Source organism: Thalassospira sp. GB04J01, assembly GCF_000751115.1.
In the GTDB taxonomy this organism is placed as follows: domain Bacteria; phylum Pseudomonadota; class Alphaproteobacteria; order Rhodospirillales; family Thalassospiraceae; genus Thalassospira; species Thalassospira lucentensis.
This window is the reverse complement of sequence record NZ_CCDX020000014.1, coordinates 72267-90155: the sequence shown is the minus strand read 5'-3', so window position 1 is coordinate 90155 and position 17889 is coordinate 72267. Positions and strand designations below refer to the sequence as shown.

Annotated in this window: 18 protein-coding genes and 3 tRNA genes; 7 read left to right on the top strand and 14 right to left on the bottom strand. The window is 53.7% G+C overall.

The window, feature by feature from the left end; translation table 11 throughout:
- Positions 1 to 13 precede the first annotated feature (13 nt).
- Positions 14 to 1534 (top strand): PLP-dependent aminotransferase family protein, encoded by a 1521-nt coding sequence (locus AMM48_RS15105; RefSeq protein WP_102784713.1) that lies wholly within the window; start codon positions 14 to 16, stop codon positions 1532 to 1534.
- A gap of 109 nt (positions 1535 to 1643) precedes the next feature.
- The gene (locus AMM48_RS15100) at positions 1644 to 3134 is read left to right on the top strand and encodes a deoxyribodipyrimidine photo-lyase (protein WP_102784712.1); all 1491 of its coding nucleotides are present in this window, start codon (positions 1644 to 1646) and stop codon (positions 3132 to 3134) included.
- Between the two features lie 74 nt (positions 3135 to 3208).
- Here AMM48_RS15100 and AMM48_RS15095 read toward each other — a convergent pair whose 3' ends face one another.
- Positions 3209 to 4756 (bottom strand): CYTH and CHAD domain-containing protein, encoded by a 1548-nt coding sequence (locus AMM48_RS15095; RefSeq protein WP_102784711.1) that lies wholly within the window; start codon positions 4754 to 4756, stop codon positions 3209 to 3211.
- 473 nt (positions 4757 to 5229) lie between these two features.
- Here AMM48_RS15095 and AMM48_RS15090 point away from each other — a divergent pair, with 473 nt between their 5' ends.
- A complete protein-coding gene (locus AMM48_RS15090) occupies positions 5230 to 6237 on the top strand; it encodes a hypothetical protein (protein ID WP_102784710.1) in 1008 nt (335 codons plus the stop codon).
- Positions 6238 to 6298: 61 nt separating this feature from the next.
- On the opposite strand, the gene AMM48_RS15085 is transcribed toward AMM48_RS15090, so the two are convergent.
- The 5 genes from AMM48_RS15085 to infA all read right to left on the bottom strand — a co-directional run bounded on the left by AMM48_RS15085 (position 6299) and on the right by infA (position 9041).
- Positions 6299 to 6374 (bottom strand) — tRNA-Phe (locus AMM48_RS15085).
- A 105-nt stretch (positions 6375 to 6479) separates the two neighbouring features.
- A complete protein-coding gene (yacG, locus tag AMM48_RS15080) occupies positions 6480 to 6680 on the bottom strand; it encodes a DNA gyrase inhibitor YacG (protein WP_022733010.1) in 201 nt (66 codons plus the stop codon).
- Positions 6677 to 8092: a ribonuclease E/G gene (locus tag AMM48_RS15075; RefSeq protein ID WP_102784709.1), complete on the bottom strand. Its 1416-nt coding sequence runs from the start codon at positions 8090 to 8092 to the stop codon at positions 6677 to 6679. Before AMM48_RS15075 ends, yacG begins: the two co-directional genes overlap by 4 nt.
- A 2-nt stretch (positions 8093 to 8094) precedes the next feature.
- Positions 8095 to 8676, bottom strand: a complete 582-nt coding sequence (locus tag AMM48_RS15070) for a nucleoside triphosphate pyrophosphatase (RefSeq protein WP_102784708.1) — start codon at positions 8674 to 8676, stop codon at positions 8095 to 8097.
- A gap of 146 nt (positions 8677 to 8822) precedes the next feature.
- Complete coding sequence (infA, locus tag AMM48_RS15065; protein WP_007092059.1) at positions 8823 to 9041, bottom strand: translation initiation factor IF-1; 219 nt, start codon at positions 9039 to 9041, stop codon at positions 8823 to 8825.
- A gap of 279 nt (positions 9042 to 9320) precedes the next feature.
- Here infA and AMM48_RS15060 point away from each other — a divergent pair, with 279 nt between their 5' ends.
- A complete protein-coding gene (locus AMM48_RS15060; RefSeq protein WP_102784707.1) occupies positions 9321 to 9827 on the top strand; it encodes a GNAT family N-acetyltransferase in 507 nt (168 codons plus the stop codon).
- Here AMM48_RS15060 and AMM48_RS15055 read toward each other — a convergent pair whose 3' ends face one another.
- From AMM48_RS15055 to AMM48_RS22290, 7 genes are all read right to left on the bottom strand, one after another.
- Positions 9828 to 10274, bottom strand: coding sequence for an arsenate reductase ArsC (locus AMM48_RS15055; protein ID WP_101299756.1), 447 nt, complete (start codon positions 10272 to 10274; stop codon positions 9828 to 9830).
- Between the two features lie 6 nt (positions 10275 to 10280).
- The gene (locus AMM48_RS15050; protein WP_102784706.1) at positions 10281 to 10757 is read right to left on the bottom strand and encodes a UPF0262 family protein; all 477 of its coding nucleotides are present in this window, start codon (positions 10755 to 10757) and stop codon (positions 10281 to 10283) included.
- Between the two features lie 53 nt (positions 10758 to 10810).
- Positions 10811 to 12106, bottom strand: a complete 1296-nt coding sequence (gene hisD, locus AMM48_RS15045; RefSeq protein WP_102784705.1) for a histidinol dehydrogenase — start codon at positions 12104 to 12106, stop codon at positions 10811 to 10813.
- Positions 12096 to 12755, bottom strand: a complete 660-nt coding sequence (gene hisG, locus AMM48_RS15040) for an ATP phosphoribosyltransferase (protein ID WP_022733003.1) — start codon at positions 12753 to 12755, stop codon at positions 12096 to 12098. Before hisG ends, hisD begins: the two co-directional genes overlap by 11 nt.
- A gap of 59 nt (positions 12756 to 12814) precedes the next feature.
- The gene (gene murA / locus AMM48_RS15035) at positions 12815 to 14107 is read right to left on the bottom strand and encodes a UDP-N-acetylglucosamine 1-carboxyvinyltransferase (protein WP_102784704.1); all 1293 of its coding nucleotides are present in this window, start codon (positions 14105 to 14107) and stop codon (positions 12815 to 12817) included.
- Between the two features lie 82 nt (positions 14108 to 14189).
- On the bottom strand, positions 14190 to 14744 hold the full coding sequence (gene dcd, locus AMM48_RS15030) for a dCTP deaminase (RefSeq protein WP_102784703.1): 555 nt from the start codon (positions 14742 to 14744) through the stop codon (positions 14190 to 14192).
- Positions 14745 to 14858: 114 nt separating this feature from the next.
- The gene (locus AMM48_RS22290) at positions 14859 to 15032 is read right to left on the bottom strand and encodes a hypothetical protein (RefSeq protein ID WP_165792265.1); all 174 of its coding nucleotides are present in this window, start codon (positions 15030 to 15032) and stop codon (positions 14859 to 14861) included.
- A 200-nt stretch (positions 15033 to 15232) separates the two neighbouring features.
- On the opposite strand from AMM48_RS22290, the gene AMM48_RS15025 reads away from it, so the two are divergent.
- The 3 genes from AMM48_RS15025 to AMM48_RS15015 all read left to right on the top strand — a co-directional run bounded on the left by AMM48_RS15025 (position 15233) and on the right by AMM48_RS15015 (position 16435).
- Positions 15233 to 15307, top strand: a tRNA-Thr gene (locus AMM48_RS15025).
- Positions 15308 to 15332: 25 nt separating this feature from the next.
- Positions 15333 to 15407 (top strand) — tRNA-Thr (locus tag AMM48_RS15020).
- A 218-nt stretch (positions 15408 to 15625) separates the two neighbouring features.
- Positions 15626 to 16435 carry a hypothetical protein gene (locus AMM48_RS15015; RefSeq protein WP_102784702.1) on the top strand — a complete coding sequence of 270 codons (810 nt, stop codon included), beginning with the start codon at positions 15626 to 15628 and terminating at the stop codon, positions 16433 to 16435.
- Positions 16436 to 16596: 161 nt separating this feature from the next.
- Here the strand turns inward: AMM48_RS15015 and AMM48_RS15010 are convergent, their stop codons facing one another.
- Positions 16597 to 17886, bottom strand: a complete 1290-nt coding sequence (locus AMM48_RS15010; protein ID WP_102784701.1) for an oligosaccharide flippase family protein — start codon at positions 17884 to 17886, stop codon at positions 16597 to 16599.
- Positions 17887 to 17889 lie beyond the last annotated feature (3 nt).

Below are 17889 nucleotides of genomic sequence, written 5' to 3'. Positions count from 1 at the left end.
CAGGCCGATCAGTATGCGCAGCGATTACAGCTGGATATATCCCAGCCACACCGACCAAACCGGCGACCGGGCTGAACCCATCGCCTATCGGCGGCTTTATCACGGCATACGGGCCGCCATTCTTGATGGGCGGCTCCATCCGGGCGAACGGCTTCCGGCCAGCCGCGATCTGGCCAAAACACTTGGCATATCGCGCAATACCGTGGTCACCAGTTTTGACCTGCTGACGTCCGAGGGCTACCTCGAAACCCGTGTCGGAGCCGGAAGCTTTGTTGCCAGCACCCTACCCGACCGCGATATGGCGGCAACGCATCAAACCGGCGACCAGGGAAATGCATCCAAGACCAATAAACGTCCCTTGCGCCTCAGCCAAAGTGTCGCGCGCATGCTCGAATATCAGCGACGCTTCCCAAGGTTCCGGGTCGCCCGCCCGTTTAACCCCGCCACCCCCGATCTGGATGGCTTTCCCTTTGACCTTTGGGCGCGGCTATTACGCCGTGCATGGCGGTCGCCCGATATTGATCTTACGATCCCTGACGATCCGCTTGGCCTTTCGCAATTGCGCCATGAAATCGCAAAGTGGTTGCGCCAGTCGCGCGGGGTCAATTGCGACGCCGATCAGGTGATGATCGTATCTGGCGCGCAGCAGGCGCTTGATCTGATTGCCCGTGCACTCGTCGATCCCGGCGATGTCATCGCCACCGAAGATCCCGGCTACGAAGGCATACGCGGTGTTCTTGCCGCCAGTGGTGCCGATGTTCAGGCCATCCCGGTCGACGATGAAGGGCTGTGTGTTGATCTGCTTTCAAACACGTCATCCCCAGCACGGATTATCGTCACCACGCCTTCGCGCAATTACCCGCTTGGCACAACCCTTTCGCTGGCGCGGCGTCTGGCGATGTTGCAATGGGCGGATGCCAATGATGCCTGGATTGTCGAAGACGATTACGACAGCGAATACCGCTATGACGGGCCGCCGCTATCATCCCTTCAGGGGCTTGATACCCACAACCGGGTGATTTATGTCGGCACGTTTTCGCGGGTGATGTTTCCCGGTATCCGGCTTGGTTATCTTGTTTTGCCGCGCACCTTGATCCCGGCTTTTCGCGGGATGCGCGGCTTTGCTGACGGTGTGCCTGCCCCAACCGCGCAGGCCGCCCTTGCCGCGTTTTTCGCTGATGGTCATTTTGGCAGTCACGTGCGCAAGATGCGCCTGCGGTACGGCGAACGACGTACACATCTGCAAAACCTGATTGCGGATCGTGCGACGGGGACACTTTCTATCATGCCCTCGGATGGGGGATTGCATTTTTGCACAAAACTTATCGCCGGGCATGACGACATGGTTTTGCAGGAAAAGATGGTCACATCCGGGCTTGATTGCCGCGCGCTGTCGTCTTATTTCCACGATAAATCGGCCCAAAACCGCCCCAACCTGCCGCAGGGGCTGGTGCTTGGGTTTGCCGGATGGAACAAAAATGCCCTGACGCAAAGTTTTGGTGAACTGATCACGATCATGGAACGTACCTCTTAATGTACCCTAAGCCAGAGAGAGCGGCTCGGCACCCCCTCTATACGCTGTCACAGTCGAGACGCTCTCTCACCTTTCTGTCGAAATTCCAAGACGATCTTTAAGGATATCAATGACTGACCGTCCAATCGCCATCATGTGGTTTCGCAATGATTTGCGCTTGGCCGACAATCCGGCCTTACGCGCAGCAACCCAGTGGGCGCGCGAAAATCACGGGGTTGTTTTGCCGGTATTCATTCTTGATCCGGTGATTTCAGATCAACTTGGCGGGGCAACGAGGTGGTGGCTTGAAAAAAGCCTGACCGTGCTTGACCGCGCCATTGCAGAGCTTGGCGATGTTAGCGCTAACATGCCTGAAAATGCCGCCTTGCGGCTGTTCGTTGGCAAGTCTTCTGATATCCTTGATACCATCATTGAAAGCCAGCCGGTCGGGGCATTGTTCTGGAACCGACTTTATGACAAGCCGTCGATCACGCGCGACACCGAAATCAAGGCCGCCATGATGGACCGCGGCCTTACGTGCGAAAGTTTCAAGGCGCAGCTTCTGTTTGAACCGTGGGAAGTCAAAACCGGGGGCGGTACTGATTTCAAGGTCTTTAGCCCGTTCTGGCGCGCCTGTCAGAAAGCCCCGCCACCACGTGCGCCTTTCAAGGCACCTGAAACCATCACGCTTTGCGATCAAACCATCAAAGGTCAGGTTGACCTTCGAACACTGGATCTGTCGCCCAAGCCGTTTGATTGGGCCGCGGGATTATCTGAACGCTTTACGCCCGGCGAAAAGGGCGCGATGGATCAGCTGTTTGATTTCATTGATGATCGCTTACAAGACTACGCCGATCTGCGCGACCGCCCGGATCACCGGGTGACGTCGGAACTTTCCCCGCACTTACGCTTTGGCGAAATCAGCCCGTTTCAGGTTTGGCACACCGCAAACCACTTTGCCGATGCCAATCCGGGCAAAGGCAAAACTGCATCCAAGTTTATATCCGAACTGGGATTGCGGGAATTTGCCCATCATATCCTGTTTCACGCCGAAGACCTTCGAACCCAGCCGCTGCAAGATAAGTTCAGCAGCTTTGCATGGTCAGATTCCCCCGATGATCTGGCAGCCTGGCAGCGCGGTCAAACTGGCTTTCCCATCGTAGATGCCGGCATGCGTGAACTTTGGCATACCGGATACATGCACAACCGGGTGCGGATGATTGTCGGCTCCATTCTAGTCAAACATCTTTTGATCCATTGGCGCAACGGGCTGGCATGGTTTGACGACACACTTGTCGATGCCTGCCCGGCCAACAATGCGTTTTCATGGCAATGGATCGGCGGATGCGGGGCAGATGCCGCCCCCTATTTCCGTATTTTCAACCCGGTGCTTCAGGGCGAAAAATTTGACCCCAAAGGCGAATATGTCCGCCAGTGGGTGCCGGAACTGCGCGACATGCCCGAACAGTTCATCCACAAACCGTGGGAAGCATCGCCCTTGATCCTCAAGGCTGCTGACGTCACGCTGGGCCAGACCTACCCCGAACCCTTGATCGGCCTTAAAGAAGGCCGTGAACGGGCTCTGGCTGCCTATCAGAGCATGAAGGAAGCAATGGCCTAAGCCAAACTCACGGCACCTTTTTTAAGTGCCGCGCATTTCTTGATAAAAGACTGTCCCTCTTTTCCCGTAGCATTTCATTTCCAGAAGGTTTTCTGATCTGCAAATTTCGCCATCGCATCACCAAGCCCTTCAAGCTTGTGATCCGCCCGCGCACCAAACCAACCTGATATCAGGCCAACGGCAACCATACCGTTTTTGGAAAGCTGCGAAGAAAGCGCTAACAACCGCGCCTCTGCGACGGCGGCATCCTGTAGCTGACCAAGAATTTCCTGCATCTCCGTCAGGCGGGAGCGGAATTTCTTGACCTTTTTAGCGCCATAGACCGTGCCAAAGAACTCTGTGCCATACCGCATTTGTTTGACCTCAAGGCGCAAGGCATGAAGCTGTGGCGTTGACAGGCTACCCACATCATCCCCACGCTTGGTCACCCGTTTATAGGCCCGCTCCAAAAGCGGAACAGCCATTTCAGACACCGGTGCTGCCATTGCCTTCATTTGCACGGCACTGGCCCCGGATGCCCAGCGTGAATAGCTCGCCCACGCACCAAGCGTTAAAAGAAATTGACCATATTCCGGGCTATCAAGCATCTCACGCGCTGTGGCAAGTGCCTTTTCGCGTTGTTTTTCGGCAGCTTTGCGCAGTTCAATCACCCCGTCATGACCAGGGAAACGTTCCGCAACCATCGGCAGTGTTTCGCCAAGGAAAACATCCCAGTCGCGTAAACCATCCAGCCCCTTGCTACAGGTTTTCAGCAACCGGCGCAGCAAAACCGCTTCGCCATTTGGCAGGTTCTTTTTAAACAGGTTGAACGCCACGCGCAGCCTGCGCATGCCAATGCGCATCTGATGGCATCCTTCGACATGCAGGTCCTGTCTTACACACTGCTCATTACCAAGGATCATCCGCAACCCTTGGGCCAGAACGCCCCGAAATGCGGTTTCTGCCGACATTTCATCGGTCAGTTCAATGGCATCAGATTTGTAAAAACTGGTCTTACGGCCAAGATGCAAGTCACGCCCGCGTGATGCCTTTGACCGCATGCTCAAAAGCAACGGCACCGTGCGCTGTAATTCAAGCGCAAGATCAAACAGGGCGGCCGGATGGCCTTGCTTTAACTCGAACTCAACTTCGGAAATCGGCACTTCCCCGTCCCCGGCCCTGACAACACCCTGATCAATCGCCATTTCGATGGTCGCATCGCGATAGGTCAGGTCAACCGCACTGCGATTCAGATCACTTTCGAAAATGCGGGTGATGTTTTTCTTTTTGGCAAACTTGTTAAGGAGCTTTTTGACGTCCTTATCGGTGAACCTTTCCAGATCCAGTTCACCGTCCTCCAACGCCACAGTCCATTCGTGACGTTCGGGCAATGCTTCGCGCAGCCCATTGGTCGCCTTGACGGTTTGTTCCCAGCCCTGCGTCCCAATCTGGCGCACCCGAATGGCCAGCCCCTTGCCCGCCAGCGACAGTTTTGGCGTGTCATGATAAATGGAAACCAGATGGGTTGTCTGAAGACGTCGACCTTCTTTGACCTCGCGCAAAACAGCTGCCTGCTTTAGCCGCGAGACATGCTTTGGATCGATACGAAGTTTGAGTTCGATTTCGATCTGTTTTTCGGCCATCAGGGTCCCCTAGCGCATTGTTCTTCTGGTACAGACATGATCCTTCGCCATCAAGTCATAGCCGTTTTTATGTTTCAGCGGGTTGAAACATAAAAACCAATTGATGATAGCGAACTGTAAAATTTCCGCAACAAAAGCGCCAAACCCGTTTCTAATCAAGCGTTAAACGCACATCTGGCAGCTCGCACAAGCTGCGATTTTCATTCGAACCTCGAACAGAAGATATCTGTTCATTTGATCAAATCTGCGTCCCTGTTTTACGAAATATTCCCACCGATAACTTGCCTATTCATCCACAAAATCAGCCCATCGCATCGATTCCTTTACCGAGCGCAGCCCAAGGGTAATTTGGCTTTAGGTATAACAATCAACTAAAAGCTTAAAAAAACAAACCATTCCCCACCTTTGGACAGGCCACAAGGACACAAATACAGGTTACCCTTATACTGGGACATACAATCCAGAGGGTAATAATGAACACCAAGAAGCTTATCGGGTTCGCCGTTTTGGGGACAACACTGTTGCTGGCCGGGTGCCAAACCACCAGAGATCATTCATTTTCCGAATGGAAAGAAGTACCGATTGGCAAGTCACGGTTTAACGTGCCGACCGCCTCGAACATTCCGGTGACCAAGCTCGAACAGAGTGACCGTAACAATGGTCAGGTCCAGAACGAAAGATGGGAACTAGCCTGCGGGCAGGGTCTGATCACAAATGCATATACATTTGATGTCTGGTTCACCCCACAAAGCGAACAGGAACTTGCAGACGAAGCGCAATTCCGCGACACATTCGAAACGTCAAATGTGACAGTCTTGAAAACCTATCCGATCATGTCAAACGTGAATGGAAAGGCAGTGGGCTATTATGCTGACGCCAAAATTGGCGAAAGTTCGCAATGTAAAGTCGCCAAATTCGGCTTCCGTGCGACAAATGGCCGCAAAATTTACGATAACGATCGCGGCGGCATCGATTCAATCGTCACTGTTGTCTACTGCGGGGACGCTGATTTCGACATCGCAAAATTGACCCATAACATCAGCCTGGTCGATGACCGTGACGCCTATGCAGCACGGGTAATGGCGCTACCTACTCCAGCATGCGCGATGACGAGAACCAAGACTTCGGGTGCACAAGGCGGCACCTGGTCCAGCGCCAGAATGGGCACCTATGATCGCACCATCGCAATGACCTGGGGAAGCAAGCTGACCGATGGGCATCTCGATACCAAGGTGTCGCTCAAAGATTATGGCGGGACACTTGAGTTTGTCGGCCCAAACAGTTCGCAATGCAAAGCACAACTGAGCGTAACCAAAAACGACGCCCCCACAGAAGGCACATGGTTTGCCAATTGTACCAAAGGGGCATTTGCGTCGGGTACATTCACCCTTGATGACAAACGCAACCTGATTGGCGAAGGAACCGATCAGGATGATGAGGGTGTTGAATTCACACTTTGGATTCCAGACAGCAAAGCCTGACATAGACACGGAATCAAAAAGACCCGGCTATAAAAGCCGGGTCTTTTTTGTTTGTGAAAGATGGTGCCCAGAGGCGGGTTCGAACCACCGACACGCGGATTTTCAGTCCACTGCTCTACCAACTGAGCTATCTGGGCATCTTAATCTTTCATCTCTGTTTCCAGAGTGTCCCCTGCGGAACGAGCCGGGTTATACAAACTCCTTTGGGGCTTGTCCAGACTCAAATCGCATTTTTTTTCCCGTTAAAATTCTTCTTCATCTTCAAGGTCTTCGAGATACTCGGGCGGCTCAGCTGCGGGAATTGCGTAGCTTTCATTCAACCATTTCCCAAGGTCAAGATCGGCACAGCGTTTCGAGCAGAACGGCTTGTATTTTTCTTCAACCGGCTTGTCACAAACAGGGCAGCCCGACCCTGCTGTTTTTGCTGTGTTTTTTTCTGTCATGTCTTTTTCTCCAACCGGTAGGCATCTTCACTTAGCATCGGGTCCGCGATGATTTCAGGGTCAACCCCCAATTCATTTCGCAAGATATCTGCACCATCTTCATTCAATGCAAGTCGTTCGGCAATCACCGGAGCCACATAAAGCTTAACCGCCCCGACGAGACCGTTGCGACAGTCACCAATCACATGACGGATGACCGCATTAATCGCCGTTTGGTTTGAAAGTCTGCGTGTATCTGACTTTACCTGCATCCGCTCGGCAAGCGATTCGCCAGACCGCTGGCGGCTAAACTCAAAAAGACCAAGTCGCGTAAACCCACCAATTTGAACCGAACCATCAAGCTCGGCCCCGAAAGTTTCGCGCAGCACGGCTTCAAACCTGTCACGTCCGGCACGCGATTTCACCCGCAAGGGGTCAATCACAATCAATCCGCCAATATTGCGCAAGCGGATTTGATGAACGATTTCTATGGCCGCACGGGTATTAAGCTCAATCGCGCGGGCTTCACTATCGCGGCCTGCATCGGCCCCACCAGCGTTCACATCAATCGCACAAAGGGCGGTTGCCGGGTCAATCGCGATCCAGCCGCCACCGGGAAGTTCCACCCGTGACGACAACGCAATGTTCATCTCGTCTTCAAGATCGATTTCAAGATCACTGGCACCAAACAAAAGCTGCGTCCCAGTGTGACGGGTAAGATTGTCGTCTAACACACCACGGGCCTTTAAAATGCCGCGCAGGCGCACAAATTCATTCGTTCCATCGACGACGCATGCGCCCCCCGCCATCAGATGGCGTTCGATCATCTGATCGACCTCAGACTGGGCAGGCGATATCCGTTGTGGTTTTTTGGGATCAGCCAGCGCTGCGGTCGCGGCCTGCCATTGGCGGCGCAACAGTTGATATTCGCCCGACAGTGCTGCCCCGTCCCACTCAAGGGCATGACTGCGCAGCATGATGCCATCTTCAGCGGTCTGAAGCGCCTTGAGGTGGCGCGCCAAATCGGCGCGGCGGTCTTCATCCTTGAGTTTACGGGGAAGTTCGATCTGTTTGCCGTGCGGGCGCAGGATCATACCCAGCCCTTCGATGGCAATACGCCCGGTGAGCTTCACACCCTTGTCTTCAAAGCCAAGCCGGGAAATCTGCACCAGCACCCATTGGCCTTCATGAAGTGGCCCGGTGTAGCGGTCAAAGGGCAACAGACCGTCATCAAGCCCCTCAAGGGCCACCATCGCCGCCGCCATTTCCGGCAAAACCTTTGACACCCGGCCAAGATGAAGGTCAAACCGTGCAGGCCCACCACGATCAATCCAAAGACGCGCAAGGCGTCCCTGTTCAATAAGGGCAATGCGCCGTTCAAGCGCAACAGCGTCAATCAGCAGGCGGCCTTTGGGGGGTACGCCAGCTGTCATGATCAGACCTCTTTGACGGGGTAGCCAAGACCACGCAGGAGGCCGTCCACCTCACAGAGCGACAGCCCGACGACATTGGAATAGGAGCCGGAAATCGCCTTGATAAAGGTCGCCGCATGGCCCTGAATGGCATAGGCACCTGCCTTGCCTTTCCATTCGTCATGCAAAAGGTAACGGTCAAGGTCTTCGGTCCCGAGGGTCCGGAATTTAACCTGTGTTTCGATCACGCGGGACCGCTCAGTGCCATCCGGCGCAATCAGGCAGACACCGCCGTAAACACGATGGCGCCGCCCGGAAAGAAGGGTCAGGAATTTACGCGCTTCGCGTTCATCCGATGCCTTGCCCAGTGCGCGGGTTCCACAAGCAACAACAGTGTCGGCGGCAAGGACAAAAGCCCCGCCGTTGCTTTTGGCAACGGCACGGGCTTTTTCTTCGGCAAGGCGCAAGGCAAGTCGGCGCGGACTTTCGTCGGCCGCTGGCGTTTCGTCGATATCCGCCGGAGCAACCTGATCTGGCACAATTCCGATCTGCGCAAGCAGCTCAAGACGGCGCGGCGATGCAGAGGCCAATATCAGTTTCGACAAGACGCGGCTCCCGGATGTCGGATCTTTACCCTTGGTTCGCGATGTGACCTTGTCACACGCGTTCCATACACAGAAAAATTGCCCTTGGGCGCAAAGGTAAACCGCACGCCAGACAAGGTCAATTTACGCTGTAAACAGGTTTCAGATTACTTGAAACGGAAGGTGATACGACCCTTGGTCAGGTCATAAGGGGTCATTTCGACGCTGACACGGTCCCCTGCGAGAACACGAATACGGTTCTTACGCATTTTGCCCGAGGTATGAGCAAGGATTTCGTGGTCATTGTCCAGCTTCACGCGGAACATCGCGTTGGGCAGAAGTTCAACGACAGTGCCCTGAAACTCGATAACGTCTTCTTTAGCCATGTGACTCCTAGCTTTCGTATTGCAATATCAAAATACCGGTGGGGCGCAAACTGCTCTGAACCGGGCAAAAGGTCAAGTCCTTTCACACCACCCCCTTGGCGTTCCAGCACTGCATACACGGCATGGCAACGGTAGTTTACGCGTTTATAGGCCCGTGTTGCGACGGCTTATGATGGTTGCCTGCGGTTTTGGCTCTTTTCTGGGGTGCCTAATCGGTTCTATTGTCTGGATTCTTTCGCATTAATAGGTCCTGACCCTAGCCCTTTGGAACCAACCGCCATGTCGACAAAGAACCAACCTGACATCCGTCTGGCACAAAAGGATGACGCCCCGGCCCTTCATGCAATGCTGTTTCAGATTGCTGCTGCGACCGGATGCGAGGACAAATTTAAAAGCAGTCCAGACGATCTTGTCCGGGATGGGTTTGGAAATGCCCTCGCCTTTGAGGCCATGATCGCGACCGAAAACAGCACTCCGGTTGCGCTTTGTCTGTACTTCCCCAGCTATTCAACGTTCCGTGGACAGGCTGGGCTTTATATTCAGGACCTTTATGTCGCCCCATCTCATCGCGGGGCACAGCCCGGGGGCAGCCTTGCACGCAATCTGGTTCAAGCCGTTGCCAAACAGGCGCATGCGCAAGGCAAAACCTATATCAGGCTGTCAGTTGATGCCCAAAACATCATCGGTCAGCGGTTCTATGAAAAACTCGGCATGCGTCCTGCTGATGATGAAAAGATCTTTGTTCTAGATGGTGACGCGTTCACCGATCTTGCCCAAAACAAATAATCAGACTTTTGGCGAAGGTCCGACCGGGAAACGATCGAGGATGCGCTTTTTGATCTGATCGCGCACCTGACGGTAGGCCTCAAGCCGCGTTTCACGCGATCCTTCGACAATGGTGGCATCAAAGGTGTTCCAGAATTCCACATCACAGGCCATGGTACGGGTCATTTCGACCGCACGGTGCTGGGCTTCTGGTGACATGGTGATGATGAGATCAAAGAACCCGTCTTCAAGCTGATCAAACGTTTTGGATTTGTATGAGGAAATGTCCAGACCGATTTCATCCATCACGGCAATGGCAAAACCATCCACCTCACCAGCGCGCAGACCGCAGCTTTCGACATAAATGCGCGTCCCGTGATAATGGCGCATGATGGCTGCCGCCATCACCGAACGAACGGCATTGAAACTACAGGCAAAGAGAACCGATCCGGGAAGCTCTTCTGCCACTGTGCCTTAACCCCGGATGTGAAGGACGCAAATCAGGGTAAACAGGCGACGTGCAGTATTTTCATCCACTGCCACCTTCTCAGCCAGAAGCTCGCGCAATTGCTCTGACCCTTCGTTGTGCAACCCTCGACGCGCCATATCAATGGTTTCGATCTGTGATGCACTGGCCTTTTTGATCGCGTCATAATAGCTTTCGCAGATCATGAAGTAATCTTTGACGATGCGGCGAAACGGCGACAATGGCACGGGAATGGTGGTCAGGTTTTCACTGTCATCATCGCCGCGCACATCCATATAGATGCGGTTTTCTTCGATGCGCATATGTACCGAATACGGCCCTTCGAACCCGCCAGCAGGCTCAAAATGGTTGTCTTCGAGCAGGTCATAAATCGCCACAGCCTGTTCGTGTTCGACCTCGGGACGGCGACGCACCTTGTACTTTTCGTCAAGATAGATACCAGCGATACATTGGTTCTTTGCCATGGCTCTCTCCCTGCGGCCCCCTTACACGCTGCACTGCAACAGCATAACACAGCTTACATCTGGTTTGACCGGATCGCCACTGAAAGTCCGTGTGCCTGCAAACCTTCACTTTCCGCAAGCGCAATTGCCGCTGGTCCGATCTTGGCCAGGCTTTCCGGGGTGCATTTGATCAGCGATGACCGCTTAACAAAATCAAGCACACCAAGACCGGAAGAAAACCGTGCCGAACGGGCGGTTGGCAGCACGTGGTTTGGCCCGGCAACATAGTCACCAATGGCTTCTGGCGTGTAACGGCCCAGGAAAATCGCACCGGCATGATGAATGTCTTCGGCCAGTGCGTCCGGGTCATCCACCGCCAGTTCCAGATGTTCCGGGGCGATCCGATCCACAAGGGCCGGAGCCTGCGACAGATTTTCCACCAAGACAATTGCACCAAAGTCGCGCCAGCTTGCCCCGGCGATTTCCGCACGTGGCAATTTTTCCAGATGCGCGTCAATCGCGACTTGCACACGGTCGGCAAAACCGGCGTCATCGGTGATCAGGATCGATTGCGCAACCGGATCATGTTCAGCCTGCGACAAAAGGTCTGCCGCCACCCAGCTTGGATCGTTGGAACCATCGGCCACCACAAGGATTTCCGACGGACCGGCAATCATATCAATGCCGACCTGCCCGAATACGCGGCGTTTTGCCGCCGCGACAAAGGCATTGCCTGGGCCAACGATCTTATCAACCGGCTTAATGGTTTGCGTGCCATAGGCAAGGGCCGCAACCGCCTGCGCGCCGCCAATTCGGTAAATCTCGTCCACACCGGCAATGCGGGCCGCAGCCAGCACCAGCGGGTTCATTTTATTGTCCGGGGTTGGTACCACCATGACAAGACGCTCAACCCCGGCAACCTTGGCCGGGATGGCATTCATCAGAACCGATGATGGATAAGATGCCAAACCACCGGGGACATACAGCCCCGCCGCCGACACAGCCCGCCAGCGCCAGCCAAGCTCAACACCTGTTTCATCGGTGTAGCGTTCATCGGTTGGCATCTGCTTTTCGTGGTAGGAGCGAATGCGCGTTGCCGCCAGTTCCAGCGACTTGAGCAGATCGGCATCAACTTCGTCTAAGGCATCATCAACCTCGGCCGCCGTCACCGCCATACCACTGGCATCAATATTGAGACGGTCAAAGCGGTTGGTATATTCACATACCGCTTCGTCACCACGTGCGCGCACGTCGGCAATGATGTTGGCAACAGCCGCATCCACATCGGCATCAGATTCGCGCTTCATGCCGAGAAGCTTGACGAAATCTTCCTCAAACCCGGCATCGGTAATAGAAAGCTTAAGCGGCATTGAGCACCTCGGAGAAACGATCGATCCATGGCTGAACATCGGTCGGGCGGGTTTTAAGCGCGGCCCGGTTGACGATCAGGCGTGACGTCACATCGGCAATATGTTCAATCTCTCGCAGGCCATTGGCCTTAAGCGTATTGCCCGTCGATACCAGATCGACAATGCGACGGCACAGACCAAGGGTCGGTGCCAGCTCCATCGCGCCGTTCAGCTTGATGCATTCGGCCTGAACACCGCGTTTGGAAAAATGATTGCGCGTCACATTGGGATATTTGGTTGCAACACGCACATGCGACCAGCGCGATGGATCATCACCGTCGATCATTTCTTCGGGTTCGGCCACAGCCAGACGGCAATGCCCGATATTAAGATCAAGCGGCGCATAGATATCGGGATAGTCAAATTCCATCAGAACATCATTGCCGCACACCCCGATATGGGCGGCACCAAAGGCAACAAAAGTTGCAACGTCAAAGCTGCGCACGCGAATGATATCGATATGCGGATGATTTGTGGCAAACCGAAGTGCACGGGATTTGGGATCATCAAATGCGGCTTCCGGTTCGATCCCGGCGGATCGCACCAGCGGCATTACCTCGTCAAGAATGCGCCCCTTTGGCAGGGCCAGCACCAGCTTTTCGTCACTCATCAATCAGTCGCCTTACGCGTTATTTACTGTCCGGATCGCAATCCAATCACGAACCGGCTTTAGACCGGCACCCGGACACGTTCGATCTGCGCCCCGCAGGAACTCAGTTTTTCTTCCAGTCGCTCATAGCCGCGATCAAGATGGTAGACACGGTTAATAACCGTCTCCCCCTCGGCTGCCAAGCCCGCAAGCACCATCGACACCGACGCACGCAGATCGGTTGCCATCACTTCGGCCCCCGACAGCTTCGCACTGCCCCGCACAATGGCCGAACGTCCATGGACGTTGACGTCCGCCCCCATGCGGCTCAATTCCGGCACATGCATGAAGCGGTTTTCAAAAATCGTCTCTGTGATCATGGATGCGCCATTTGCCACCGACATCAGCGCCATGAACTGCGCCTGCATATCAGTCGGGAAACCGGGATAAGGTTCAGTCATGACATCAACGCCGCGAAGGGTTGCGCGGTTGCCGCGTACCTTCATGCCATTTTCGGTTTCTTCGATCTCAACCCCGGCCTTGCGCATGGCATCCACAAGACTGTCGATCAGCTCAAGCCGCGTACCGGTCAGTTCAATATCGCCCCCGGTAATGGCGGCCGCAATCGCGTAGGTGCCGGTTTCGATCCGATCGGGCACCACCGAGTATTCCGCCCCATGCAGGCGCGGCTTACCGGTGACTTTAAGCGTATCGGTGCCGATGCCTTCGATCTCGGCTCCCATCGCAACCAAGCAATGGGCCAGATCGGAAACTTCGGGTTCGCGGGCCGCATTGGCAATGGTGACAACACCATCGGCAAGGGATGCCGCCATCAGGGCATTTTCCGTCGCACCAACAGACACCTGCGGGAACAGGACATGCCCGCCCTTAAGGCCTTCTGGTGCGCGGGCTTCGATATAGCCTTCAGTCAGGTGGATTTCAGCCCCCATGGCTTCAAGTGCCTTAAGGTGGAGGTCAACCGGACGGTTGCCAATCGCACAGCCGCCGGGAAGCGAAACACGGGCGACACCACAACGTGCGACAATCGGCCCCAGAACCAGAACCGATGCGCGCATCTTGCGCACAAGATCATAAGGCGCGGTCGTGGATATGATTTCCTTGGCCGTCATTTCCAGAACGCGGCCCGTATGCCCGCCATTGGGTGCATGACCATTGAGATGCAGCGCGACACCATGTTGGGCCAGCAAATTCGCCATCGACGTGATGTCGGCCAGATGCGGCAGGTTTGAGAGTGTCAGCGTCTCATCTGTCAAAAGGGCTGCTGCCATCAACGGCAGGGCCGCATTTTTGGCACCGCCAATAGCGATTTTACCCTGCAGCCGGCGACCACCGGAAATCTTGATCTTGTCCATTCAATCCTCATTGTGCTGCGTCTTTACGCGCAGCAAAACCGTGTCTTGGCGTATTACTGCCGAATCTGTTGCCTAGCCTTTATCACAGGCGCGGCAGCGTGACACCTTTTTGGCCCATATATTTTCCTACGCGATCCGCATAGGAGGTATCGCATTCGCTTTCGGCTTTCAGGAAAATGAACTGGCACGCCCCTTCGTTGGCGTAAATCCGGGCCGGAAGCGGTGTGGTGTTTGAAAACTCCAATGTCACATGCCCTTCCCATTCCGGCTCAAGCGGGGTCACATTGACGATGATACCGCACCGCGCATAGGTCGACTTGCCAAGGCAGATCACCAGTGTATCGCGCGGAATGCGGAAATATTCCACTGTCCGAGCCAGGGCAAAACTGTTGGGCGGGATCACACAACAATCGGTCTTGCGGTTAACAAACCCGTCATCGGAAAAATCCTTGGGATCGACAATCGCCGAGTCGACATTGGTGAAAATCTTGAACTCGTCAGCAACCCGGGCGTCATAGCCATAGGAACTGACCCCATAGGAAATCACGCCATCACGTTTGAAGCCGTCAACAAACGGTTCAATCATGCCTTTTTCCTGCGCCATTTGGCGTATCCAGTGATCAGGTCTTACCGACATTTTACCACCCTTGTTTGCTGTGAAGGTCCCTGCGCGACACTGCGCCATCCTCCGATATTCGTTTTACCCGCCACACAGCATGAAGATCAACCAAACGATACCTGTGGCGGATGTCTAATTCTTCTCATCATCCGATTGGGGACGGTCTTTTTCTGTCGCCTCCCCGGCATCCTGTCGTGAGCGCTTCTGCTGTTTACGCTTGGCCAGATTGGCGCGCAGGGCTTCGGCTTCGCGCTTTTGACGTTCCTCATTCACCGCCGGGCGGATGTCGGATTTCTTTGCAGTCATAATGTGATCCGGTTTCCGGTTGATATGATCGGGAAGATGTTGGGACGTTATAAAACAGCAGGCGAAAAATTACAGCCGATCTTGACGAAAACAGGGCAAAAAGCTGCGATGTTTAAACATTCGAAAAACTTCGCCTATTTCGGACTTGACCAAATACGGATACGTGGCCTATAACCCGCCCGCACCGCAAAGGGCTTAATGCTGCTGTAGCTCAGGGGTAGAGCACTCCCTTGGTAAGGGAGAGGCCGGGAGTTCAAATCTCCCCAGCAGCACCATTTGCCCGTTAAGCGGCCTGCTTAGGCTGCCGTAGCTCAGGGGTAGAGCACTCCCTTGGTAAGGGAGAGGTCGAGAGTTCAAATCTCTCCGGCAGCACCATTTTCCAAATATAATCTTTTGATCCAGGTCCCATGCGTTATTGGCTGCTCAAACCTTTTGGGTGTTCAAGCTGCAATTTCTGCCTATTCTTTTAATAGGCTTGCGTCCCCTTGGTATAGATTTACACTAGTTTCCCCGACACTTTTGACAACTTTTACGTGCAAAAATGGCATAGAAATTGCTCCACCTTCTTACTCTACATGATAGAGGAGCGCACTATGACCATCCAAACAAATGCCTATAACGCTGGCTCTGCAGTATCGCACTATACGGCAACGTCACCTTCCTCAAACGCGACACATCCATCGTTCAGCGAGGAAATGTATTCCGACCCGGAAATGCGTCCGTATCTCAAGCAATACTACGAAAAGTCCTATGCACCGATGCGCGAACGTATCGCAGCAATGCGTGAGGACGGATACACCCCACGCACGATCCAAAATGAAGACGGCAGTATTGCCACCGAAATTTCCGCCGATCAGTATGAAGCAGCGATCCCCACCTTTGAAAAGTGGCTTGAAGGTCAGCAGACCATTATCCCGCGACTGCGCGAGTCTGTTGAGACCGCGCTGCAGCATGCACAAAGAAGTGTTGAAAACACAAAAGCAAACCATCCCGATACGCAGTCAGACGTTAGGACAGTGTTTTCCAACGGGGATCAGATTCTGGGATACGTCTACAAAAATGGAGGCTTGGTAACGCATGATGCCGGAAGCTATATGCGGAAATTCAATGATCAGGCAGACTTGCTAGGCCTGAGTGGGCAAGCGCGCGTGGACTATATTACAGATGCCGTATCGCGCCATTATCCCAATGTCGATGTTCACCGCTACAATAACCAAAATGCGCCAACACGACGGGAGTTTTCAGAACGCTGGTATCCTGACCATAACGTCGAGCAAGCATATCAAAGCCGACAGGCGGAGGCGCAATCAAACCTCACGAGACAAGAAGAGCTCTACCGCCGCCAGCAAAACAATATCAATGAAATGCAAAGCTACCTTCTCGGCCTTATGGAACAGGCGTAACAGATATGAGATGAAAACCTATATCATTGACGGGCATTGCGCTTAGCCGTTTCCCGTAAAAGGACTTGAGGGAATACTGAAAAAGGCAATGAAGCTGCACTCTCCAAATTACATTTGAAATGATCGACGCTATCGCCATTCAACACGCCAGAGCTAAGAGATCAAATGCTTGAGCGAACCAGAAATCGCAACGACAATACAGTTGGATCAACGCCCAACCGGGAACGACATAATACAGCCAATACATGGGGGTAAATTGCGACCACTGCACCTGAAACCCAAACCGCCAGTGTCAAACCACCAAAACTCATGGCAGCAGCACCTGCCAACATCATAATTACAGCCGCCCAACAGATTACGGTTCGGGCAACCTTGTGCTGACCTGTCATCGTCATAAGGGAGACGGCTGGCCCCGCAGCAGCGTAGAGGAAATATGCCATGAGCATGATGCGAAGCAACGGAACAGCTTGAACATACCCTTCGCCGAAAAAGCCTAGAAGCTCTGGAGCAAAGGCAAAAAAGATTCCACACACAGGCAATGCGACGGCCATTGTAAATCCAGTCGCCCGGGCAACAAGGGCCTGCAGTTCGTCTGTATTGTTATTGGACATCGCACGCGACAGGAACGGCGTTATAATGGATTGCACGGCCGTCAGAGCAAAAATCACCAGCATTGCTAAACGAATGACCGCACTCATTTCACCGGCTTCGGCCGCAGAGAGCAATATACCTGCAAGAACAATAGGGGATTGGTTCAGCAGTGCTGTCGCAGACTCAGACAGCAAAAGATTTACGCCATGAGATAACCATTGCCGGAAATCATCCGAAGCTAAACTGAAATCGCCAGCCCAATTAACCTTTTTACCCAAGACAACAAGCACAATTACAGTAACTAAGGAAGCTGTCAGGGCAAATGTGTAACCCAATCCTACGGTAAAGTTCCCTAATCCGTCATAGAAAAGAAACTGAACAGCAACCAGAAACACCATAAACGTTGCCGGTCGCACGACAGCCTCGCCAATGACCGCCCTTGAAACATTTCCATCTGCACGAATGATATTCTGAAAAACAGCCAGCAAAGAAGCCATCGGCAATGCTAACGCCACAGTAAATGAGACCGCCCCCGGAAATGCACGCATGTAATACAGCATAGTTCCAAAGATCAATGCGCCGACTAACGAAAATACCAATGTTAGCCCTATTGCGACACGCTTTATACCACCTGCAGCATCCGCCCGTCCCTCAGTGCTATATTTTGGTAAAAACCTTACGATCGCAACATCAAGGCCAAGTGTTGAAACTTTTGCCCCAATTACAACGACACCAAGTACAACACTAAAAAAACCAAACAGCTCCTTGCCGCCATAGCGTGAGATGAACACGCTGGCCAGAAACATCATGCCCGCCGAGAACGCATTGGCGAACAGCACAAAAATGGCGGCAAATTTCAATTT